Source organism: Mycolicibacterium obuense (genome assembly GCF_055397605.1).
Window position 1 is genome coordinate 17,449 of sequence record NZ_AP043663.1, and the last position, 22,270, is coordinate 39,718.

19 protein-coding genes and 1 tRNA gene are annotated in these 22,270 nt (G+C 66.5%); 5 read left to right on the forward strand and 15 right to left on the reverse strand.

Annotated elements, in window-relative coordinates:
* Window positions 1–16: 16 nt before the first annotated feature.
* Complete coding sequence (locus tag ACZ50N_RS00085) at window positions 17–691, forward strand: aminodeoxychorismate/anthranilate synthase component II (RefSeq protein ID WP_464474266.1); 675 nt, start codon at window positions 17–19, stop codon at window positions 689–691.
* Here the strand turns inward: ACZ50N_RS00085 and pknB are convergent.
* From pknB to ACZ50N_RS00120, 7 genes are all read right to left on the reverse strand, one after another.
* The gene (pknB, locus tag ACZ50N_RS00090; protein ID WP_464474267.1) at window positions 669–2,528 is read right to left on the reverse strand and encodes a Stk1 family PASTA domain-containing Ser/Thr kinase; all 1,860 of its coding nucleotides are present in this window, start codon (window positions 2,526–2,528) and stop codon (window positions 669–671) included. The genes ACZ50N_RS00085 and pknB overlap by 23 nt on opposite strands.
* Complete coding sequence (locus ACZ50N_RS00095; protein ID WP_464474268.1) at window positions 2,525–3,805, reverse strand: protein kinase domain-containing protein; 1,281 nt, start codon at window positions 3,803–3,805, stop codon at window positions 2,525–2,527. The genes pknB and ACZ50N_RS00095 overlap by 4 nt, the downstream gene beginning before the upstream one ends.
* A gap of 22 nt (window positions 3,806–3,827) precedes the next feature.
* The gene (pbpA, locus tag ACZ50N_RS00100) at window positions 3,828–5,303 is read right to left on the reverse strand and encodes a D,D-transpeptidase PbpA (RefSeq protein WP_133412720.1); all 1,476 of its coding nucleotides are present in this window, start codon (window positions 5,301–5,303) and stop codon (window positions 3,828–3,830) included.
* Window positions 5,300–6,712, reverse strand: a complete 1,413-nt coding sequence (locus ACZ50N_RS00105; RefSeq protein ID WP_464474269.1) for a peptidoglycan glycosyltransferase RodA — start codon at window positions 6,710–6,712, stop codon at window positions 5,300–5,302. The genes pbpA and ACZ50N_RS00105 overlap by 4 nt, the downstream gene beginning before the upstream one ends.
* Window positions 6,709–8,244, reverse strand: a complete 1,536-nt coding sequence (locus tag ACZ50N_RS00110; RefSeq protein WP_464474270.1) for a PP2C family protein-serine/threonine phosphatase — start codon at window positions 8,242–8,244, stop codon at window positions 6,709–6,711. The genes ACZ50N_RS00105 and ACZ50N_RS00110 overlap by 4 nt, the downstream gene beginning before the upstream one ends.
* On the reverse strand, window positions 8,241–8,705 hold the full coding sequence (locus ACZ50N_RS00115; RefSeq protein ID WP_046366399.1) for an FHA domain-containing protein FhaB/FipA: 465 nt from the start codon (window positions 8,703–8,705) through the stop codon (window positions 8,241–8,243). The genes ACZ50N_RS00110 and ACZ50N_RS00115 overlap by 4 nt, the downstream gene beginning before the upstream one ends.
* Window positions 8,706–8,803: 98 nt before the next feature.
* On the reverse strand, window positions 8,804–10,204 hold the full coding sequence (locus ACZ50N_RS00120) for an FHA domain-containing protein (protein WP_133412721.1): 1,401 nt from the start codon (window positions 10,202–10,204) through the stop codon (window positions 8,804–8,806).
* A 227-nt stretch (window positions 10,205–10,431) separates the two neighbouring features.
* Between ACZ50N_RS00120 and ACZ50N_RS00125 the strand changes: the two genes are divergently transcribed.
* A tRNA-Leu gene (locus ACZ50N_RS00125) sits at window positions 10,432–10,514 on the forward strand.
* A gap of 399 nt (window positions 10,515–10,913) precedes the next feature.
* Here ACZ50N_RS00125 and ACZ50N_RS00130 read toward each other — a convergent pair.
* Window positions 10,914–11,207, reverse strand: coding sequence for a hypothetical protein (locus tag ACZ50N_RS00130; protein WP_464474271.1), 294 nt, complete (start codon window positions 11,205–11,207; stop codon window positions 10,914–10,916).
* A 135-nt stretch (window positions 11,208–11,342) separates the two neighbouring features.
* Between ACZ50N_RS00130 and ACZ50N_RS00135 the strand changes: the two genes are divergently transcribed.
* Window positions 11,343–12,413 carry a nucleotide kinase domain-containing protein gene (locus tag ACZ50N_RS00135; protein WP_464474272.1) on the forward strand — a complete coding sequence of 357 codons (1,071 nt, stop codon included), beginning with the start codon at window positions 11,343–11,345 and terminating at the stop codon, window positions 12,411–12,413.
* A gap of 5 nt (window positions 12,414–12,418) precedes the next feature.
* Here the strand turns inward: ACZ50N_RS00135 and ACZ50N_RS00140 are convergent, their stop codons facing one another.
* The 6 genes from ACZ50N_RS00140 to ACZ50N_RS00165 all read right to left on the reverse strand — a co-directional run bounded on the left by ACZ50N_RS00140 (window position 12,419) and on the right by ACZ50N_RS00165 (window position 17,107).
* Window positions 12,419–13,330: a nucleoside triphosphate pyrophosphohydrolase family protein gene (locus ACZ50N_RS00140; RefSeq protein ID WP_464474273.1), complete on the reverse strand. Its 912-nt coding sequence runs from the start codon at window positions 13,328–13,330 to the stop codon at window positions 12,419–12,421.
* Window positions 13,323–13,949 (reverse strand): C1 family peptidase, encoded by a 627-nt coding sequence (locus ACZ50N_RS00145; protein ID WP_464474274.1) that lies wholly within the window; start codon window positions 13,947–13,949, stop codon window positions 13,323–13,325. The genes ACZ50N_RS00140 and ACZ50N_RS00145 overlap by 8 nt, the downstream gene beginning before the upstream one ends.
* A gap of 89 nt (window positions 13,950–14,038) precedes the next feature.
* Window positions 14,039–15,295 carry an ImmA/IrrE family metallo-endopeptidase gene (locus ACZ50N_RS00150; RefSeq protein ID WP_464474275.1) on the reverse strand — a complete coding sequence of 419 codons (1,257 nt, stop codon included), beginning with the start codon at window positions 15,293–15,295 and terminating at the stop codon, window positions 14,039–14,041.
* Complete coding sequence (locus ACZ50N_RS00155) at window positions 15,292–15,696, reverse strand: type II toxin-antitoxin system RelB family anti-toxin (RefSeq protein ID WP_464474276.1); 405 nt, start codon at window positions 15,694–15,696, stop codon at window positions 15,292–15,294. Before ACZ50N_RS00155 ends, ACZ50N_RS00150 begins: the two co-directional genes overlap by 4 nt.
* Window positions 15,693–16,625 (reverse strand): thymidylate synthase family protein, encoded by a 933-nt coding sequence (locus tag ACZ50N_RS00160; protein ID WP_464474277.1) that lies wholly within the window; start codon window positions 16,623–16,625, stop codon window positions 15,693–15,695. The genes ACZ50N_RS00155 and ACZ50N_RS00160 overlap by 4 nt, the downstream gene beginning before the upstream one ends.
* Window positions 16,622–17,107: a hypothetical protein gene (locus ACZ50N_RS00165; RefSeq protein WP_464474278.1), complete on the reverse strand. Its 486-nt coding sequence runs from the start codon at window positions 17,105–17,107 to the stop codon at window positions 16,622–16,624. The genes ACZ50N_RS00160 and ACZ50N_RS00165 overlap by 4 nt, the downstream gene beginning before the upstream one ends.
* 36 nt (window positions 17,108–17,143) lie before the next feature.
* Between ACZ50N_RS00165 and ACZ50N_RS00170 the strand changes: the two genes are divergently transcribed.
* Together ACZ50N_RS00170 and ACZ50N_RS00175 are read left to right on the forward strand one after the other, a co-directional pair.
* Window positions 17,144–18,418 (forward strand): hypothetical protein, encoded by a 1,275-nt coding sequence (locus ACZ50N_RS00170; RefSeq protein ID WP_464474279.1) that lies wholly within the window; start codon window positions 17,144–17,146, stop codon window positions 18,416–18,418.
* Between the two features lie 217 nt (window positions 18,419–18,635).
* Window positions 18,636–20,873, forward strand: a complete 2,238-nt coding sequence (locus tag ACZ50N_RS00175) for a metallophosphoesterase (RefSeq protein WP_464474280.1) — start codon at window positions 18,636–18,638, stop codon at window positions 20,871–20,873.
* 420 nt (window positions 20,874–21,293) lie between these two features.
* Here the strand turns inward: ACZ50N_RS00175 and ACZ50N_RS00180 are convergent, their stop codons facing one another.
* Window positions 21,294–22,226 (reverse strand): UDP-glucuronic acid decarboxylase family protein, encoded by a 933-nt coding sequence (locus ACZ50N_RS00180; RefSeq protein ID WP_464474281.1) that lies wholly within the window; start codon window positions 22,224–22,226, stop codon window positions 21,294–21,296.
* Window positions 22,227–22,270 lie beyond the last annotated feature (44 nt).

The window sequence follows — 22,270 nt, forward strand, 5'->3', positions numbered from 1 at the left end:
GCCGTATCCTGGGCGCATGCAGGTTCTCGTCGTCGACAACTACGACAGCTTCGTGTTCAACCTCGTCCAGTATCTGGGCCAGCTCGGGGTGGACGCGCAGGTCTGGCGCAACGACGACGAACGCCTCTCCTCCGATGCGGCGGTCGCCGCGGTGGCCGACGAATTCGATGGTGTGCTGCTGAGCCCCGGCCCCGGCACCCCGGAGCGGGCCGGAGCCTCGATTCCCCTGGTTCACGCCTGCGCGGCGGCTGCCACTCCCCTGCTCGGCGTGTGCCTGGGACATCAAGCGATCGGGGTCGCGTTCGGCGGGACCGTGGACCGTGCGCCCGAGCTGTTGCACGGCAAGACCAGCACGGTCTTCCATACCGATCGCGGCGTCCTCCGGGGCTTGCCGGATCCGTTCGTCGCCACGCGCTATCACTCGTTGACGATCCTGCCGGAGACCATGCCGGCCGATCTGGAGGTCATCGCGCGCACCGAGGGTGGCGTGGTGATGGGCGTGCGCCACGTCGATCTGCCGATCCACGGTGTGCAGTTCCACCCGGAGTCGATCCTGACCCAAGGCGGCCACCGCATGCTGGCCAACTGGCTCGCCGACTGCGGCACCGCCCCCGACGAGGCCCTGGTGGCCCGCCTGGAGGACGAGGTCGCGACGGCCGTGGCGGCCGCTACGACGCGAAGTTCAGCGTGATCCTGGCGCTGTAGTTCACCGCGGAGCCCGCGGGCGGGGTCTGCGACACGACGGCGTTGGTGCGTTGTCCGCTGTTCTGCACGTCGGCGCCCTTGTCCAGTACGCCCGTCCAGCCCAGCGCGCGCAGCCGCGGTTCGGCATCGGTCCAGAACTGGCCCGTGAGGTCGGGCATCACGAACTGGTTGCCGCGCGACACCTGGATCTGGATCACGGTGTCCTGCGGAATGGTCTGGCCGGTGGCCGGATCAGTGCCCACCACCTGCCCGGCCGGGACCGTGCTGTCGACCTGAACCGGCACGCTCTTGGTGAAGCCAGATGCCGTCATCACCTGCTGGCAGACCTCGACGGTCTGGCCGGTGCAATCGGGCACGACGGCGGTCGCCGGGCCCTTGCCCAGCACGATGACGATCTCGTTGGTGATCGCCGATGTCTGGTTGGCCGGCGGCACCGTCGAGAGCACCCGGTCCTTCTGCTCGGGCAGCGACGCGGAGGTGGTCTGCCGGAAACGGCTGAATCCGGCGTCGGTGAGCTTCTTGACGGCGTCGCCGTAGCTCAGACCCGACACGTCGGGGACCTCCGCCTGTTGCGGGCCGTACGACACGTTCACCGTGATCTCGGAACCGGCGGCCACTGATGCGCTCGCGGCCGGGTCGGTGTTGATGACGTGCTCGGGTGGCACCTCAGAATCCGCGTTCTTCGCCACGGTGGTCTTGAACCCGAGATTTTGGAGCGCGGCGATGGCGTCGTCGGAGGTTTGACCCCGCACGTCGGGCACCTGCACGTCGCGGGTCTCCCCGCCGAACGCGTTGATCGCGATCGTGACGACGACGGTCAGCACGGCGAGCACGGCCACCGCCACCAACCAGCGGGCCACCGATCCGGAACGTTCCTTCGGCTGGTAGCGCGGCTGGTGGGACACCGGGCCGGTGCGTGACGGCGTCGCCGACAGCAGCGAGGTGCGCTCGGCGTCGGTGAAGATCTTCGGGGCCTCGGGTCGCTCGCCGCTGTGCACCTTGACCAAGTCGGCGCGCATCTCGGCGGCGGTCTGATAGCGGTTGTCCGGATTCTTGGACAGTGCCTTGAGGACGACGGCGTCGAGGTCGGGGGAGATGTCGGCGTGGCGCGCCGACGGCGGCACCGGGTCCTCGCGGACGTGCTGATAGGCCACCGCGACCGGCGAATCACCGACGAAAGGTGGCTCACCCGTGAGCATTTCGTAGAGCACGCAGCCGAGTGAGTACACATCGGAGCGGGCATCGACCTTCACGCCGCGCGCCTGCTCGGGAGAGAGATACTGCGCTGTGCCGATCACCGCCGCCGTCTGCGTGACGGGGTTGCCGGCGTCGGCGATGGCGCGGGCGATGCCGAAGTCCATCACCTTCACCGCACCGGTCTTGCTGATCATGATGTTGGCCGGTTTGACATCGCGGTGGATGATGCCGTGCTGGTGGCTGAAGTTCAGCGCCTGGCAGGCGTCGGCGATCACCTCGATCGCGCGCTGGGCCGGCATCGGGCCCTCGGTGTGCACGATGTCGCGCAGGGTGACGCCGTCGACGTACTCCATCACGATGTAGGGCAGCGGACCGGTCGGCGTGTCCGCCTCACCGGTGTCGTAGACGGCGACGATCGCGGGATGGTTCAGTGCCGCCGCGTTCTGCGCTTCGCGGCGGAAGCGCAGGTAGAAGCTCGGATCGCGGGCGAGGTCGGCGCGCAACACCTTGATCGCGACGTCGCGGTGCAGCCGCAGATCGCGCGCCAGGTGGACTTCGGACATACCGCCGAAGCCGAGGATCTCACCGACTTCGTAGCGGTCGGACAGGTGCTGAGGCGTCGTCATCGCAGTTCTCGGTGGTGCGGCGCGGCCGGTGGCAGCGCGGGTTGAACGGCACGGGCTACCCACATGCGGACGACGCCGTCGTCGTCGAACGCCAGTGGCGGCGACGCAGCGGGTGTCTCGGTGGTCGCGGACGGGGTTTCGGTCACGGTGGCCGGCGCGGGGGCGCGGTCCTTGCGGTCCTGGGCGTTGAGCACGATCAGGATCGCGATGACGATCGCGAGTGCGCCGAGCACACCGGCGGCCCACAGCAGCGCCCGCTGGCCCGACGAGAAGGTGCGGCGCGCCGGCGGGGCGGAGCGGTGGTGGCTGCCCGTGGTGCGGGTGCGTGACGTCGCCGCGGGTGCACGCCCGGTCGGTTGCGCGGGCGTGGGGGCGATGGTCGGCTTGACCGCTGCGGGCGCGGCGCGTCCGATCGACGGTGCGGCATTGGGCCGGGGCGGGCGCCGGCCGGCGCGCACGGCGGCGACGGCGTCGGCGAACGGTCCGCCGGACTTGTAGCGCTGGCCGGGGTTCTTCACGAGCGTGATCTCGATGAGTTCGCGCACGTTCGGCGGCAGGTCGGCGGGCAGCGGGGGAGGGGTCTCCTTGATGTGCTTCATCGCCACAGTCAGCGCACCGTCGCCGGTGAACGGCCGCTTGCCCGAAACTGCCTCGTAGCCAACGACTCCCAGCGAGTACACATCGCTGGCAGCGGTGGCGTCGTGGCCGAGGGCCTGCTCGGGGGCGATGTACTGCGCGGTGCCCATCACCATGCCGGTCTGGGTCACCGGGGCCGCGTCGACAGCCTTGGCGATGCCGAAGTCGGTCAGCTTCACCTGGCCGGTGGGGGTGATCAGGATGTTGCCGGGTTTGACGTCGCGGTGCACCAGGCCGGCGGTGTGGGCGACCTGGAGGGCCCGGCCGGTCTGCTCGAGCATGTCGAGCGCGTGCCGCAGCGACAGCCGACCCGTCCGCTTGAGCACCGAGTTCAGCGGTTCACCGTTGACGAGCTCCATGACCAGGTAGGCGGTGCGGCCCTCCCCGTCCATGTCGGTCTCGCCGTAGTCGTACACCCCGGCGATGCCCGGATGATTCAGCATCGCCACGGTGCGCGCCTCGGCGCGGAACCGCTCGACGAACTCGGCGTCCTCGGAGTACTCGGCCTTGAGGACCTTGATCGCGACACGGCGACCCAGCCGGGAGTCCACGCCCTCCCACACCTGGCCCATGCCGCCGGTGGCGATCAGCCGCTGCAGCCGATACCGCCCCGACAGCGTCACTCCGACGCGGGGGCTCATCTTGCTTCTCGCTTCACACTCGTCACGATGCCTGCCTCAGGGCCGCCGCGATCGTCGCGCGTCCGATCGGGGCTGCCACGGCCCCGCCGGTGGCATCGAGGCGGTCACCGCCGTTCTCGACCAGTACCGCCACCGCCACTTTGGGTGCCTGAGCAGGCGCAAAGGCGATGTACCAGGCATGCGGCGGCGTATTGCGCGGGTCAGTGCCATGCTCCGCAGTGCCGGTTTTGGATGCGATCTGCACGCCGGCGATGGCTCCCTTCTGCTGAGTCACCTGCTCGGCGGCGACCATCAAGTTCGTAAGTGTATCTGCGACCGGTTCGGGTATCGCTCGCCGCACTTCGGTGGGGGCCGTCGTGGCGATGTTCGACAGGTCAGGGCCCTTGAGGCTGTCGACCAGGTATGGCTGCATCGTGACCCCCTTGTTCGCGACGGTCGCGGCCACCATTGCGTTCTGCAGAGGAGTCAGCGCGACGTCCTTCTGGCCGATGCTCGACATCCCCAGCGCGGCGGCATCGGGAACGGGACCCAGCGTGGACTCGGCGACCTGCAGCGGAATCGGCGCCGGAGGGGCGTCCACCCCGAAGCTCTGTGCGGTGTCGCGAAGTGCGTCTGCGCCGGTGTCAATGCCGAGCTGGACGAACGCGGTGTTGCAGGAGTGCGCGAAGGCGTACTGCAGCGTCGTCGTCGGTGCGCCGCCACACGGGGAACCGGCGAAGTTCTCCAGCGTCGCCGTGCTGTCGGGCAGCGCGATCTGGGGTGCGGCGGTCACTTGAGTGTCGGGGGTGGCGCGGTTCTGCAGTGCCGCAGCGGTGGTGATCACCTTGAACGTCGACCCCGGCGGGTAGGTCTCGGAGATCGCGCGGTTCAGCAGCGGCGAGTTCGGGTCGTCGCGCAGGCGCTGCCAGGCCTGCGCCTGTTCGTCCACGTCATGGGTGGCCAGCAGGTTCGGGTCGTACGACGGCGCCGAGACCATCGCGAGGATCTTGCCCGTCGAGGGCTCCAGAGCGACGACGGCGCCCTTGCACGGCCCGTTGCAGCCCTTGTCCATCGCATCCCAGGCGGCCTGCTGCACCTCGGGCCGGACCGTCGTCGCGACGTTGCCGCCGCGGGGATCGCGGCCGGTGAAGAAATCGGCCAGGCGGCGTCCGAAGAGCCGCTGGTCCGAGCCGTTGAGCACGGTGTCCTCGGCGCGCTCGAGCCCGGTGCTCGAGTAGCTCAGCGAATAGAAACCGGTCACCGGCGCATAGGTGAGCGGGTTGGGGTACGTGCGCAGGAACCGGTACCGGCCCTCGGTGGACACCGAGTAGGCCAGCAGCTGGCCTCCCGCCGAGATCTGGCCGCGCTGGCGGGCGTACTCGTCGAGCAGCACCCGCTGGTTGCGGGGGTCCGAACGCAATCCGTCCGCGGTGAACACCTGGGTCAGGGTCACGTTGGCGAGCAGCAGCACAACGAGACCCATGATCATGACGGAGATCCGGCGCAGTGAGGTGTTCATACCTTCTGGATCACCTCGGTGCTTGCCGCGGCGATCGGTCCCGGGGGAGTGCCGCGGCCATCCAACGGGCGGCGCGCGCTGTGCGAGATGCGGACCAGGATGGCGAGCAGCAGATAGTTCGCCACCAGCGAGGAGCCGCCGTAGGACATCCACGGGGTGGTGAGGCCGGTCAGCGGGATCAGCTTGGTGACGCCCCCGACGACGATGAACAGCTGGATGCCGAGGGTGGCGGCCAGACCGGCGGCAAGCAGCTTGCCGAAGCTGTCGCGCACCGCGATCGCGGTGCGCATGCCGCGGATCACGAGGATGGTGTAGAGCATCAGCACCGCTGCGAGGCCGACCAGCCCGAGTTCCTCACCGACGGCGGCGATGATGAAGTCGGTGGACGCGGCGGGAACGGTGCCGGGCTGTCCGTTGCCCAGGCCCGTTCCGAAGATGCCGCCCGTGGCGAAGCTGAACAGCGACTGCACCATCTGATAGCCGGCGCCGTCGGGATCGGCGAACGGGTCCTGCCACGTCTGCACCCGCACGCGGACGTGGTCGAAGACGTAGTACGCGACCACACTTCCGGCGGCGAACAGGGACAGCCCCAGCACCACCCAGCTGAACCGTTCGGTGGCGATGTAGACCAGCACCAGGAACGACGCATAGAGCAGAAGTGAAGTGCCGAGGTCCTTTTCGAAGACCATCACACCGATCGAGGCGATCCACGCGGCCAGCAGCGGGGCGAGATCACGTGGCCGGGGCAGGTCCATGCCCAAAACGTGCTTGCCCGCACTGGTGAACAGATTGCGCTTGGACACCAGCACTGAGGCGAAGAAGATCAGCAGGAGGATCTTGGAGAACTCGGCGGGCTGAATCGAGAAGCCGGGCAGCCGAATCCAGATCTTGGCGCCGTTCTGCTCGGACATCGAGCTGGGCAGGAGTGCGGGGATGACCAGCAGGACCAGCCCGACGAGACCGCACACGTAGCCGTAGCGTGACAGCAGCCGGTGATCGCTGAGGAAGATCACCACGAGCGAGAACCCGATGACGCCGACGAGGGTCCACAGCATCTGCTGGTTGGCGGTACCGCCCAGCCCGCGTGCGGTGGGTTCACCGGCGGCCAGGTCGAGACGGTGAATCATCACCAGCCCCAGGCCATTCAGCAGTGCGGCGACGGGTAGCAGCAGCGGATCGGCGTAGGGGGCGAAGCGCCGCACTGCCAGGTGCGCCCCGGCGAACAGCGCCAGATACGCGACGGTGTACTGCGCGAGGTCCCACCGCAGGCCCTGTTCCTGGTTGGCCTCCACGAGGAGCAGTGCCACGGTGGTGATGAACGCGGCGAAGGCGAGCAGGATGAGTTCGGCGTTGCGGCGGTTCGGCAGGGCCGGCGTCACCGCAACCGGGGACTGCGGTTGGGTCGTCATGCCACTTCCCGGCAATTCGTTCCCGGTTGAGGCGGTGGGGGAGGCAGCGCCGTCACGGTGGGCGACGGTGTCGGGGACGGAATCGGCGTGGTTGCCGGCACGGGCGACGACGTGACGGTGCGGGGTGTCTCCGGCGCGGGCGTCGCTGTCGGCGTGCTCGGATTCGCGCTCGGTGCAGGACTTCCCGGCGCGGCGGTCGTCGAAGGCCGCGGGGAGGGCGGCGGCGTGGTACGGCTCGACGTTGCGGGGGTCGGCGGCGCGCACACCGGGAGCACCGAACTGCGCGACAGTTCCTCGATCTGGCCGATGGCATCGTCGAGCGTGCCCGACGGCAGGCCGGCGACCACTTGCGCACGCTCGGAGGGCCGCATGTCGCCGACGGCCAGCGGGCGGCAGCCGAGATTGTCCTGCGGCTGATCGGCACTGATGAGAGACAATTCGTTGCGGGCGTTCAAACAGCCCAGCAGATACGGCTCCTGGAGGGAGATTCCGAGGAAGGAGCCTTGAACACCGCGCATGATCGAGACGACACCGTCGTGTTCGCTGACGTAGTAGTTGTTTCGGACGATTTCCCGTGCGACCGCCAAACCGGCTAGCACCGCCAACACCAGCACAGCCACCGCCAAGTAGATGCGGCGTCGTGAGCGCGGGCGTGGCGGTGGCTCTTCCGGTTGCTGCACAACGGGTTTGGCGGCGTTGCGCTTCGGGTTGAACGCCGAGGCGCGACCGGCCGCGGTGTTGGGCGGTGCGCTCTGGTCGTCGATACCGGACACCGCTCCGGCGAGGATCGGCTGGGTCTGACCGAAGTCGTGATTGGTGACGTCGACGACGTCGGCCACCACCACGGTGACGTTGTCCGGTCCGCCGCCGCGCAACGCCAATTCGATCAAGCGGTCGGCGCTTTCGGCGACATCGGCGATCTGCAACGCCTCGGCGATGGTGTCGTGGCTGACCGGATCGGACAGCCCGTCGGAGCACAGCAGATAGCGATCACCGGCCCGGGCCTCCCGCATGATCAGCGTGGGCTCCACCTCGTGTCCGGTGAGCGCGCGCATGATCAGCGACCGCTGCGGATGACTGTGGGCCTCTTCGGCGGTGATGCGGCCCTCGTCGACGAGGGTCTGGACGAAGGTGTCGTCTTTGGTGATCTGGGTGAGTTCGCCGTCGCGCATCAGGTATCCGCGGGAGTCCCCGATGTGCACCATGCCAAGCCGGTTGCCGGCGAACAGGATTGCCGTCAGCGTGGTGCCCATGCCGTCGAGCTCGGGATCGGCTTCGACGTGCGCGGCGATCGCCGAGTTGCCTTCGCGCACCGCGCCATCGAGCTTGCTGAGCAGGTCGCCGCCTGGCTCGTCGTCATCGAGATGCGCGAGCGCGGCGATCACCAGCTGTGAGGCGACCTCGCCGGCGGCGTGGCCGCCCATTCCGTCGGCGAGCGCCAGCAAGCGGGCCCCCGCATAGACGGAGTCCTCGTTGTTGGCGCGCACCAATCCCCGGTCGCTGCGGGCGGCGTATCGAAGGACAAGGGTCACGGGCGCAGCTCGATCACCGTCTTGCCGATTCGCACCGGTGTGCCCATCGGAACTCGTACTGCCGTTGTCACCTTCGCCCTGTCGAGGTATGTGCCGTTGGTCGATCCTAGGTCCTCTACGTACCATTCCGGACCTCGTGGCGAGAGTCTGGCATGGCGCGTCGAGGCGTAGTCGTCGGTCAGCACGAGCGTGGAATCATCGGCGCGCCCGATCAGCACCGGCTGGGTGCCCAACGGGATCCGGGTGCCGGCGAGCGCGCCCTCGGTGACGACCAACTGGCGAGGAACACTGCGATCCTTGGTCGGCAGCAGTGTTCCGCGCAGCGCGAGGCCGCGGCGCATCATCACCGCGCCGGTGGGCGCGTAGATGTCGGTGCGCAGGATGCGCAGCACCGACCAGATGAAGAGCCACAGCAGCAGCAGGAAACCGACGCGCGTCAGCTGCAGTATCAGCCCCTGCATCTGACGTCCTCTCCGTTGCCGACCGTTCGGCGCCGCCTCCATGCGCAGACGGCGGTGGACGTGATGGCCACGTCACCGCCGTCCTTGCGCGACGATCCTCAGTGAACGCGAACGATGATCTCAGAGTGTCCCAGCCGGATGACGTCACCGTCGGCCAGCTGCCACTCCTGGACCGGCGCGTTGTTCACCGTGGTGCCGTTGGTGGAGTTGAGGTCTGACAATAGCGCCACTTGGCCGTCCCAGCGGATCTCGAGATGGCGACGTGACACACCTGTGTCGGGAAGCCGGAACTGGGCGTCCTGACCGCGGCCGATGACGTTGGCGCCTTCACGCAACTGGTAGGTGCGCCCGCTGCCGTCGTCGAGTTGCAGGGTGACCGTCGATCCGGCCGACGGGTACTCGCCCTGGGTCGCGCCGTAGCCGCCGCCGTACCCACCGGCCCCGTATCCGCCCTGCTCGCCGCCGTAGCCGCCCTGGTCGCCGTAGCCCTGATCGGCATAACCGGCCGGGGCTTCGCCGTAGCGGCCGTAGTCGGGCTGACCGTATTCCTGACGGCCGTAACCACCGCCGTAACCGCCCTGGTCCGGGTAGCCACCCTGATCGGGGTAGGACGGGCGACGCCCGTAGTCGTAGTCACCGGCCGGAGCGCCACCCTGGGGTCCCGGGGCTCCGTAACCCTGCTGGCCGCCCTGCGGCGGGCCGTAACCGCCGGGTCCCTGTCGGTAACCCTGGTCGGGGTAGCCGCCCTGCGGCGGACCGTAACCGGCGGGCGGGCGCTGGTCGTACGACGACGCCGGGTAGCCGCCCTGGTCGGGGTAGCCACCCTGATCGGGGTAGCCGCCACGCTGGGGGTAGCCCTGGTCGCCGTGGGGCGGGTAGCCGCCCTGATCGGCCGGCGGGTAACCACCGTGCTCGCCGGCGGGATAGCCGCCCTGCTCGGGCGGGTAGCCGCCGCGATCGTCCTGGCGGGGGTAGCGGTCCTCATCGGGACGGGGATAGTAGTCATCCCCGGGCCGCCCCGGCCCCTGGCCGCCGCGATAGGTCGGATTGTCGCTCATCGGTCGTACTCCTGGTTCTGCGTGGGACGAGTGATCTCGAGGTGGTGGGGCCGGTGCATCCGAGGTCGAGTCGGGATTGACCGCACCGCGCGCGCGAAACTGTCCGGTGTGCAGGCTGGGCGATTGTTCGAATCGGACAACCACATCACCATACGTTTGCCATCCCTGCTCATGGATGAAGCCCTCCAGGTGCTTGGCGAACGTAGTCGGGGTGATGTCCGGGTCGGCACTCACCTTCTGATAGTCAGGCACACTGAGGGTAATGACGTAGTCGTTCGGCGCCAAAACGTAGCCGCCGTGCACTTCGCGGGCCCCTGTTTCGGCTTCGCGCCGCAGAAGCGATTCGACTTCTGCGGGAACGATCGACCCGCCGAAGACCCGCGCGAAGGCGTTGCCGACCGAATCCTCGAGCTTGCGCTCGAATCGCTCGACAAGACCCATGGTCCCGCTCGCCTCCTCGACAGTGAAAAAACCGCCAGCGTGTCGGCTGGCAGCGATGCTTGCATGCATGCTATCGGCCACCTGTACCCCGTCGTGACTCTCAGAACTCTGAGAATTGCATCCACACTGGTCACAGCGCCGCGAGCAGCCGTTTTGGAGTTCCGGTACCCGCCGACGTACGGTTGGAACCCGGGGTTGCCTGCGTGATAGGCTCCCCCGGTTGTTTCGGGCGAGTGGCGGAATGGCAGACGCGCTGGCTTCAGGTGCCAGTGTCCTTCGGGACGTGGGGGTTCAAGTCCCCCTTCGCCCACACTGAGCGGTTCTACGAACCGCGACCACAAAGGTCACGAACCAGAAATGGGTCGTGACCTTTGTGTTTGAGCTATTTGCAACCCTGGTTTGCGCAGAGGCGGGAGCCTTGGGACTTGGTCGCCCAGGTCCCCGATTCCGCGGGGTGCGGGCTGATTAGGACGACGAGCCAATTTGCGTACGCTCAGCAATCTGCTGCCCATGTGCCAACTGCGATAGGCGCCAATCCTCGTGCAAGCCCGAAGGGCAACTTGGTCGACCCGAATGCCGACCTGACACTAAAGAGTCGGGTTGCTCGTAGCGCCCATCGCGATGACCACCAGCGAACGGCGAAAGAAAGTAAGCGGTGGGCGGGACCGCGTCTGCGCGGGTCCCGCACCTATGTACCGCATCACGACGATTAGCCTCGGCGGTTCTGATCAAGCGACGCCACATTCGATGCGCCCTGGCGCAGTTCGGCGTCCAGCGCTTGGGCGGCGGTGCAATAGTTCGGCATGGTGGCACGCAAATGGAGGAGATACGCACGTACGGCTTCGTCGATGAATGTCTGGGTGCTTTTCGCGCCGGTGAATCCACGGGCGACGTCGATCTCCCGGCGGAGCGCCTCGGTTGCGCGGTACCCCGTTGCTTCGGCACGTTCGGCTCGTGGTGGCCGGCCCCGACGCGCCGACGCACCGGCTTGCTGCCCGGCCACGCCAACCTCCCGAGTGCCGTTTGATGCCCTACGCTCATTTTATGAAACAACGTACCGGAAAAGGTATCGCAGTGGACGCGGGATCAACGCGCTGCGCACTTGCGCCATCCTCGACTAGGTGCGGGTGATTCCGGCATGACGAGTCAAGCGGGACTCTTCGACAGCGACGTGTCGTTCGTGCGAGCTACCCCGCGAAGTCGGTCGATAAAAACCGTGTTGGTGAACGGCCGGGTCCTGCCGGTCTCGCCTGTGTTCGATACCTATTGGACCTTTGCTGCCAAGCGCCAAGCGTTGTATGAGGCGCGCTGCAGCGGTACGCCGGGCCCGTGGACCGACGACCCGATCTTGCGGGTGTTCCGATTCACCAACTGCTATCGCGCGACCGATCGTGTCAGTCAATTCCTGTTGAACCGAGTTGCGTACGCCGGCCGGCAAGACGATCGCAATCTCGTCTTCCGCACTTTGCTGTTCAAAATGTTCAATAAGATTTCAACCTGGCAGCTCCTCGAGGGTGCGCTGGGTGAAGTCTGTTGGGAGACTTTTGATGTCGTGGCGTACGACGAGGTGTTGGGAGCGGCATTCAGCCAAGGGCAACGGTTGTATTCCGCTGCGTACGTGGTGCCTCCGCCGGCGATGGGCGCTGCACGCAAGCACACCAATCACCTGCTGCTGCTGCGTCACATGATCGACGACGGCGTACACAAGCGGCTGGGTGATGCCGCATCGATGCAGGATGCCTTCGAGGTGCTGCGTGGGTACCCCGCGATCGGTGACTTCTTGGCCTATCAGTTTTTGATTGACATCAACTACACGAGTGCCCTTGATTTCAGCGAGAACGACTTTGTTATGCCAGGCCCCGGCGCCCGAGACGGCATCCGCAAGTGTTTCGGTCCCGCCGCTACCGGCATTGAGTCCGAGATCATTCGATACATGACCGACAGCCAAGATGAGCACTTCGCACGGCTCGGTTTGCGCTTCAACGGCTTGCGCGGTCGCCCGTTGCAGCTCATTGATTGCCAGAACTTGTTCTGTGAGGTCGACAAGTATGCCCGCGTCGCGCATCCGGACGTGGCGGGAATCTCGGGACGCAGCCGCATCAAGCAGCGGTACACCTTCCTGCCCCAACCGTTGTCGGCGTGGTTCCCCCCGAAGTGGGGAATCAATGAAGGACGTCCGGTGCTGCCAGCGTCGCCGCCGAAGCCCTAGGCAGCTCAGCCTTCTAGCGCCTCGCAGGTCAGCGTGCGAGCATCCATGTCGGCGATCACGATTCCTTCGCGATTGGCGACGAGATAGTTGAAAGCTCGGTAGCCGGTGAGGATGGCTCGCTGCCAGTCTCCGGCGCTGCGATCGGCGACTTCCAGGTGTGAGGTCATCGCGCGGCACGATTTGATCAGCGCCCCGGGCACGCGGTCGGCGGTGGCGAAGTACGAGTGACCTCGAGCTTCGGCGAAGACTGCTGCGGTCAGGCCCTCCTCGATGGCGATCGCTCGGCCTCCGTCTTCGACGCGGTCCGCGCGGCTGGAGCGGCGTTTACGCTTCGGACGCAGCGTTGCGCGCATGACTGGTGACCACCCGAGGACCGCCATGTGGGAGAGGTGCAGTACGTCGTGGTAGCGGTAGTCGTCCTCGACGTCGCTGTTGTCATCGAGTGGGTCACCGATCGCCACGCCGGTGCCGAGCACTTCGACGTGAATTCCCGGCACCTGCTGGTTACCGCGGACGACGCCTGTCTCGCGGAAAGACACCGTCAACTGGCGCGGCAGCCGTTCCGGCTCGGGGCAGCCGTCGTCGTAGTGGTGCTGCAACGTCTCACCGGCGCCAAACAGATCGGAAACCTTGTCGAGGTTGGCCTGGGCGAGGTCGGAGAGTTGCAGTCCTGCCCGTTCGGCGAGGATGGCCATGTACCACAACGCGTCACCGAGTTCTTCGCGTACCTGATCGGTGAACGCGTGGTATCCGGTGCTGTCACGGCGGCGTTTCTTCCATTCCGAGGCCAGCGCGCCGACTTCGCCGACCAGTCCCAGCAGCGGCAGCATCAGCCGGTCCTCGTCGTCAGCGGGAAGTTTGTCGGTGAGCGTCGCAAGGTGTTGATAGTCGTCGAAAGTCAGGGATCGATCAGACATGCACACTCTCCAGCCGGGCGAGCTGAACACAGTAGTTCTTCAGATAATCCACGGGCAGGAGGCAATATCCGCCTGCACCCCAGTACTCGCCCCAGGAATTGCGGACTAGAAGGACGCGGCCGTGCACGGGATCCGACCACGCCCCGACGATCAGCACCGCGTGATAGCCACCGGACGCCGTACGGATCGGCGGCACTGGCACGAAGCCGTCTGGCGGTTGGGGAGTCATGAACGCCGCGGTCACTTCGATGATGGCGATCAAGGGATGCCCTGCGGCCAGGGCGTCCTCAACGTCGTCTTCCACGCCGTCATGGGCTGGCTTGAATATGGTGACCAAGGCCACGTTCCAAGGAGGGGCGCCTGCTGCTGGCGGGGGATCCTCGGTGAGATAACTCAACGTCTCGTTATAGGGCCATAGAGCCGCCGGGCAGTGACCGACGCGGGTGACGCTGTCGGCCGCGTCGCGAAGCAGAGCGCCGTCGGGCCCGGCGCGGCCTGCATTGTTCAGGTCCCACCACACAGGTTCGATAGCGGCGTGAAACCCGCCCGATGGATGCTCGGCTTCGTGCGCGGCGGCCAACGCGCACGGCAGGCATGTGGGACGCGGGCCTTGGCTCATCACCGCACTCTTGACTCGGTCGGAGAGGTCGACCGCCGACCGCTGCAGAGCCTTTGCGCGGCGACGCGACAGACTCTTGTGAGTGGTAGTCACGGCTTGACCTCGAAGACGGCGTCGTCGGCCGGATCGCCGGGCAAGCGGGTGTCGAGGTCGGCAGCCAGACGCCGCAACCGATACTCGTGATTGGGTGTGGGTTCCACGTCTACCCGAAGCTGATAGTGCGCGGCCGAGGGCGCGGCCGGGTCGTAGGCGTGGGTGTAGTGCAGGTCCAAGCTCCACTGGCCGGGCTCTGCGCAATGCACCGCGACGGTGCGTTGACCGGTTTGGCCGACCAGAACGGACGGTGGCTCCCCGGTCGGCATCGCGGCGTCGCGACCGGCGAGATCCCGCCGCCGGCGTTCGAGTTCGCGTGGCGTTCGCACGTCGCCCCGAACCCGGAAATCATCCTCGACGATCGTCAGGGGGAACTCGATGTCGGCGTACGGCTCGGGCTGGGCGTCACCGGCGGAAGCTGCCACCACCGTATCGAAGTGAGCTACGGCGTCTGCATGCTGGTCGCGATGACCTCCGTCCACGGGGCGGGGGGCCGCGGGCCTGGGTCGACGCACGGCCGCTCCGCGGAGACGCAGTGCCGTTTCGTCAAGCCACCGCCACCCGGTGGTGCGGTTTTCAGGCAGCATGATCAGCACGTCGTCGCCTTCGCGTACCGGCAGAGTGACTTGGTTCAACGTTTCATCGACACTCCACATCTCTGCATAACCGTCGAGGGGTCGGTGCCCGTCGAAGGCGCCTTTGAGGGCGTCGAGGCGGCTGACGCGGTGCAGGGCGGCGGCTTCGCTGCGGCTTATCAATTCCATGGTGGTCAGTCGGTGGATGGCGGCCTCATAGCTGACCCCCGCGTCACGACTGATCAGGTAAACCTGTTCGGGGCGAACGTTTCCGCGCTTGACTCCGTGGCGGGCGACGACGGCCTCCATCAACGGCGGCGGCATCAAGAAATACGCGGCGAACAGCTGCGCCTGTCGTTCCCACTCGGCGGTGGGGTTGCCAAGTACTTCGCTGGCACCGTCGAGGCGCAGGTGGTCGCTGTGCAGAATCCAGTGCCCGATCTCGTGGGCGGCGGTGTACCGCTGCACCCCGACGGGGCGTTCCGAGGTGATCAGCACACCGCCGTGACCGTCAGGCAGGACGGCGCCCAATAGGTTGTCGAGCTTGGCGATGACGAGGTCCAGACCGAGTCTGTCGATCGCGCCGAACGGATCGACAGCGCGTTCCTGATCGATGTCGAGTGCGTGCAGCGTATCAGCGGCCGCAACCAGAGCGTCGATGCGCTTGGGCCGCGTCATCGCCGGTCTCCAGTGCTCGGTGGACGAGGTCGTGGCCGCGGGCTTGTGCCATCCTCCGGCGCCGCGGGTTGAGCGGCGAGGAACTGCGCGAAGCGCAGTACCTGTTCTTTGTCATGTTGACTGAGCTCGGCCGTCGCACGCTGCAGCACCGCATCGGTGGCGGCCGGCTCAGTGTCGTCCCCCAGCAGCCAGCCCACGCTGCGTTGGTAGAGCCGTGCCAGCCGACGCAGTTCCAGACCAGAGACTTTCCGGGTGCCCTTTTCCAGTGCTGCGACCGCGGGGCGGCTGATGCCGAGGGCCGTGGCGGTGTCGGCCTGGGTGAGGCCGACGGCCAGGCGTGCCTCCCGTAGGCGTGCCCCTACGACTTGGTGTTCGGCCAACGGGTCACGCGGCGCGTTCACTGCGAGCCTCCGTTGCCGACTCCGGTCGGGGAAGCCAGGGAAGCAGTGGAGAGAGTGGGTTCGCCGTTGACCCCCGGTCGCGGCTCGCGGTCGGAGGAGGCGAGGTGAGCGTGTGCACGGTCGAGCAGTGTGGTGATCGCCGTCTTGGTGAACAGGTCGTGTTGGTCATCGGCCACGGTGGCGTGCACCATCAATTCCCCCACCGGGTAGCCGGTCTGCTGGGCCAGGAAGTGGTGCAGACGGCTCAAGCCGATGAGATTGCCCAAGGCCTTGGTGATGAGGTGCCAATTTCGGTAGACGGCGAGCAGGCTCAACCGGCTTTGGACGACGCTGATGTCCAGGTGCACCAAACAGGGGAACCCGAATGGTCGTTCGTCGTGAGCGTCGTACTCGCGCAGCCCCATGCCGCCCTGGACATCGATGGCATCGTCGGTCGTCAGGTCGGCCGCGTTGGTTGAGGACCATTTCAGCTTGCGGCGGCCGCGCAACTGCCGAACCCGTGCCTCGAGCTGGTTGTAGCCGTCGCCGTCCTTGCCGGGCCAGGACACCAGCCGCCCGAAGTAGGTGCCGTGTTTGTTGCCATCAAAGGTCTGCAACCACGGGAGCATCGTCCGGTATCGGCTATAGAGGTCGGCCGCCGCCGAGTCGAGGACGGCCAGCTGCTCAGACGACATCGTCGGGTGATAGGTGAACCCTGGGTCGGCGTAGCTGCTCGACGGAAATACCGTGGACGCGACCCGATCGACGGGATGCTCGCCCTTGGCAGCCAACATTGCGTCGTTGAGCGCGACCACCGCCGGGTCGGCGAGACCGGGGAAACTGATGGGGACCACCGTGTGCAGCAACTGACCCCGCGGTGCCACCCGGGCGGCATCGAGAACCGTGATCCAGGCCTGCTCCAGCGATGAGCACTCCGGAAGCGGCCTCATGCGAGCACTCGCTCGCGCCGCAACCTGCACACCAACCTCGCCACGGTGGCCGTGCTTGCGAAATCATTGGGTTGGCAGTTGCCGCGTGGCCCGTCCATCTGTGCGGGACCGAGTGCGTCGGCGATGATCTTGCAGACGAATACGGCCGTCATCGAATCGAGTGCGATCTCGAGGTGCTCGGTGTACTGCTGTCCGTCGAGGATCTCAGTGACGGGGCGCCGCAGGCTCGCCGCCACCAGCTCGAGGACATGGCGCGCGACCTCCGCCTCGCTGCCTTCGGTCAGCACGGCGACGTCCATCACCGCCAACGCCGCATCGGTGGCACTGACATCGGTCACGTCGGCCGCCACCGGCTGCGGCGGCAAGGCCGCCGGCACGCGGGCCGACGGTCCGAACAGATGGGAAAGGTCCTGCGAAATCGAACCGCTAGCGTCATCCTGCATATAACGAGTGTCAGCTTTTCTGACATTGATGTCAAGCATGGCGACACTGTCGGTTCTTGCCGTCACACTGGCCAGGTGAGCACCGAGCACACATTGCCCGCCCACGGCAGGCCGGTGGACCAGCGTCGTCTCGCCACCTGGTCCAGAGCGCTCGCGGCGCTGATCTCCCTCCTCGACACCGCCCGCTGGCAGCGCCGAGCAGACACGCTGTTGACGACCAGCGCGGCCTATGACCTCAAGATCGTCGACGACCACTACTGGGTGGAAATGGAGTGGGCCCGATGCTGGATGGACCTGCAACGCCGTGGCCGGCTGCCCGAGACGTTGACGCGGCGGTCGGTGGCAGCGCTCGAATTCGCCGAGGCGACGGTGGCGACGTCACGGGCCCTGTCGCCACCCGCTCAACGGGTGCTCATGGGGCGTCTGGGAGGCGGCCTCAACAGCGGCTTCGCCGATCTGTACCAGGAGATCAGCATGTCCGTACAGCTGCAGGCGGCCGGATGGACAGTGCGATTCGCCGACATGGAGGGAACGGCGCGCCACGACCTTGATGCGGTTCGCGACGGCCTTACGATCTCCATCGAGTGCAAGACCATCTCGGCGGACGCCGGGCGCAAAATCCACCGCCGCGACTTCTACCGGTTCGCGGGATTGGCGCAGCCAGAACTGTCTGCCGCACCCGCCGGCGGCGCCGAAGCCGTGGTCGTCACGATGGCCGACCGGCTCCCCGCGGCGCGGCCTGAACACCTGGCCATTGTCGGCCACATGCGTCAATGCATGACCACACAGGTCGGTCGGCGGATCGGCGGGCGCGGATACACCGTCCACCGCGACGTCCTGGCACCGTCGGTGCTGTCGACCCCCGCGACCAACGGCTCACCCCTGACCGGCGTCGAGGACATCGCCACACTGGTTCGCAACCGATACGGACCCAACTGCCATGTCGCCGGCCACGCCACGCCAGGAGGTATTCGCCTCCTCGTCGTGGTCAGTGCCCGCGAAGACGACCCATCTCGCGTGTCGCTGGCAGCGCGAACCAAGGCCGCCAGCCAACTCCCTCCCGACAAGCCGGGGATCGTGTCACTGCAGTACGGCGAGATCACCTCCGCGGACCTGTTCACCCACCATTTCAAGAGGCGGCTGAGGATTCTTGATACCCACTTCCTCGCCGGAGGCCGCGCCGAGCACGTCATCGCCTTGCACCACAGCGCCTTTGACGGCCTGGGGATGCGCCGCGGCCGCCTCGTCCATCCGGCCGCGACCTCGGTGCGCAGCGACCAGCACCTGCCCGTGCTGCGGGATCTGTTCACCGGACAGTGGCTCATGCCGACCGCACCCCTCACCATCTGAGACGACCAGGCCTCGGATCGCCCCGAACGCCCCGGTCTTCGCGCCAGCCGCAGAAAACAATCGCGTGCGCACAATCCCCGCTGCGACGCCCATCGGTGCCCGCAGCACTGTTCACGACGCCGGCCCGCGGCCGCGACACCGGCGTAGGTCGTGGCTTGGCCGGGCCATCATCAAAAATCGGCTCCGCCGCGATGCCCACCACATACTGTTGCCCCCTGTGGGGACCCTCTTGCATCTGTCCGATCTGCACCTTGCTGGTGCAGATGCCGACAGCGACGTCACCGGCGACTACAAGCTCAGCGCTGTGCTGCCCGAGGAGCGCCAGCGCCGCACCGCGGCCATCAGGGAGAGCCTCTCCGCCCTGGGAGCGGCCCTGCTGGCCGAGGCGAAAACCATCGACGCCGTCGTCATCACCGGCGACGTCACGGTGCAGAGCAGCCAAGATGGCATCGACTTGCTGCCCGAAGTGCTCGGCGAACTCGGTGCGGTGCTACCACCGCCCGACCGGATCCTGGTCGTGCCCGGCAACCATGACGTGGTCTGGGGCACGGCGCCGAACTCGCCGCCACGCTATGAGCGCTTCCTCAAACTGCGCGACTTCGGCTACCGCACAGCCTATCTCGATGGAGTAGACATCGGCAGCGCAGGCCTGCTGGTCACCCCCGACCACGCTCCTGCCGAACCCTGTCTGGTCGCACCCGATTACAGCTTCATCGTCATCGGCATGAACACCAGCGACATGTGCGGTGTCCAGACCGACACCGAACCCGCCGTGGCCGCCGTACTCGACGAGATCCGTGCGCTCATGGCGACCCCGGGTCACCCCGGCGATGCCGTGCGCACGCTCTACACCGCTTGGGAGCGCCGCGGTCTTCATGACGTGCCCCGCCTGAGCGCCCTACAACGCAAAGTCTGCTCCCAGCTCGCACGCCGCGAGCGGCAACGCATCCTGGAATCAGGAGCACCGGCCCCTGTGATGATCGCTGCGATCCACCATCAACTTCGTCCGGTCAGCGATGCCGAAGAGTTCAAGCCATTCGAAGGGATCGCCAACCTCGGTGAGTGCCGGGAATGGCTGGCGGGCAACGACTTCGACCTGCTGCTGCACGGCCACAAACACGAACAGCGGGTACTCGAAGACATCTTCGTGCCCTTCGGGGCGGCGCCGGGCTCCCCCTCCCACCGCCTGCTGGTGGTCAGTGCGCCCACCCTCGGGCACGGCCAACCCGCCTCCAATCCCGTCGGACGACTGATCACCATCGACGCCGCGATGCCGCGCTTGGCCGACATCACCTCGACCCTCGTGCCGAGCCGACGCGCCGGCGTGCCCATGGTTCTGGAATCGTTGGCCTCTGAGACCCATTCGGTGGGAAACGACGACGCAATCCGGTTCGGGGTGCTCGAAGGCCCGACCGCACAAGCCGTTTACGACAAAATCCTGGCCATCCAAGGCCAGCTCACCGCCCTGCCGCGCCCGCTGGTATGCCGATTCGCCGACGGTCCCTCAGCTCTGAGGCTGCCCGAGAACTACCCGCCCATCGGCGTCACCTCGCCGACCGGGGCGGCCGGCGACCAACGGCAAACGATGCAAGATTGGTTCCACGCTACCGTCGACTGGTGGGCGCGCCCCGTGCGCGGCGCCGCGGCGACGTTCAACCACGGCGAACGGATCCGCGGCACCACGATCAGCGATCCCAGCCAATTCGTCTCGGCCATAAGCAACCTGCGAGCCAACGACACGACCAGTCGGGCAGTCATTGTCCTCATCAAACCAGCTGCCGAACTCAACGACCCCATGAGTGTATTCCCTGCTTTCGCGTTGGTGCAGATGGTGATCCGCGACGGCGCGCTCACCATGACCGCCTATTTCCGCAAACAGGAGATGCCCCACTGGTGGCCGATCAACGCCGCAGAACTGGCCACCCTGCAGCGTCACGCCCTTGACGAACTCGGAAGCCGCGGCAACGTTCTCAGTGCCGGCTCCATCTGCACCATTACCGCAATGCCGGTGCGCGGCAGAGCTGCGCCGCGCGTCGTCATCCCCGACGTCGACCGCCGCGCCGAAACCCCGGAAGCCTTCCTCGAACTGCTCACGCCGCTCTATCACGGCGGCGCCTCCTCCGATGAGATGCTGGCGCGCTGGGACGCCGTGTTCGAAGACTGGTATCCCACCAACGATTACGCCGCCGATGGTGATCCGGTGCCGGTGCTGGGGTTGTCACGCCTGGCCGCGTTGGCTGAAGGCTTCACCGCGCTGACCGCCGAAGGCGCAACCCAACGGCAACTCGGCGAGCAGCTCGTGACGCAACTTCGCCAATTACACGCCGCCAACCTGCACTACGCCGAGCAGCAAGGTGGCTCCGATCGGGCCACACACCACCAGCGGTGGCGCACAGACGTCGATCTGTTGGCCGCGCAGATCCGCGTGACAGTTTCCGACATGACAGCCACCTGATTGGCTGTCGAGTGTCGACAGGGGTTCCACGGCTTGCTCTCTGACGATGTGCACCGCACTACAGGGATCTGGATTCGAAAACGGTCAAGCCGATCGACGTCGTACACCACGCCCTCGGAGTTGACCTCGGTCGGCGGCCGTTCGATGACGCCGTGTTTCGAGCGGGTCTGGCCCGGCGCTTGGCCCTGGTATGGCCGGGGGCCATATTCTATTTTCGGAGTTTTCGCTCGGCCTCTGCGGATCGTCCTGAACTACCGGGACTTCATGCTCGCCAAGTTCAAGAAGTACCTGGCCGACTCCATGACGTGGCAGCTGCTAGTGGGGTGGGAACCGACCTCCAGCTGAGCGACGTAGGACGAGCGTTGGGGTCTACACTCACGGCGCGAGTTTGCATGGTGCCGTCGACCCCGTCGCGCTTCACTAGAGCGCCTCCTTGAAGTATTCGATTGTTCGGGTCAGTCCCGGGCCGAGTGGGACGCTTGGTTCCCAGCCAAGTTCGGACCTAGCGAGGGAGATGTCTGGTCGGCGCTGCTTGGGGTCGTCGGATGGGAGATCCTTGAACACCAGCTGCGATTCGGTGCCCGTGAGTTCGATGATGGACTCTGCGAGTTCAACCATGGTGATGTCGGCAGGGTTGCCCACGTTGACGGGTCCGGTGAACGTATGCGGGCTTTCCATAAACCGGACCATCCCCTCAATCAGGTCGTCTACGTAGCAGAACGAGCGCGTCTGCTGTCCGTCGCCGAAGATGGTGATCGGCTCGCCACGGAGCGCCTGCACAATGAAGTTGCTGACCACTCGGCCGTCGTTGGCGAGCATACGTGGGCCATAGGTGTTGAAGATCCGCATCACTTTGATGCCCACATCGTGCTGCCGGTAGTAATCGAAGAAGAGTGTTTCGGCGCAACGCTTGCCCTCGTCGTAGCAGCTGCGCACGCCGACCGGATTGACGTGACCCCAGTAGCCTTCGGGCTGCGGGTTCACCTGCGGATCGCCGTAAACCTCGCTAGTGGAGGCCTGCAGGATTCGCGCACCGACACGCTTGGCGAGCCCAAGCATGTTGATGGCGCCGTGAACGCTGGTTTTCGTCGTCTGCACAGGGTCGTGCTGGTAATGGCTCGGGCTGGCCGGGCATGCGAGGTTGTAGATCTGGTCCACCTCGACGTAGAGCGGAAACGTCACGTCGTGCCGCAGCAACTCGAACATCGGGTTTCCCATGAGGTGGGCGATGTTCCGTTTGGACCCGGTGAAGTAGTTGTCGACGCACAGCACGTCGTGGCCGTCGCCGACAAGCCGGTCGCAGAGGTGCGAACCCAGGAATCCGGCGCCGCCAGTGACGAGGATCTTGCTCATGGAGATTCCTTTCACGAGTCCAACGGTGCAAACATGCTGCCTGA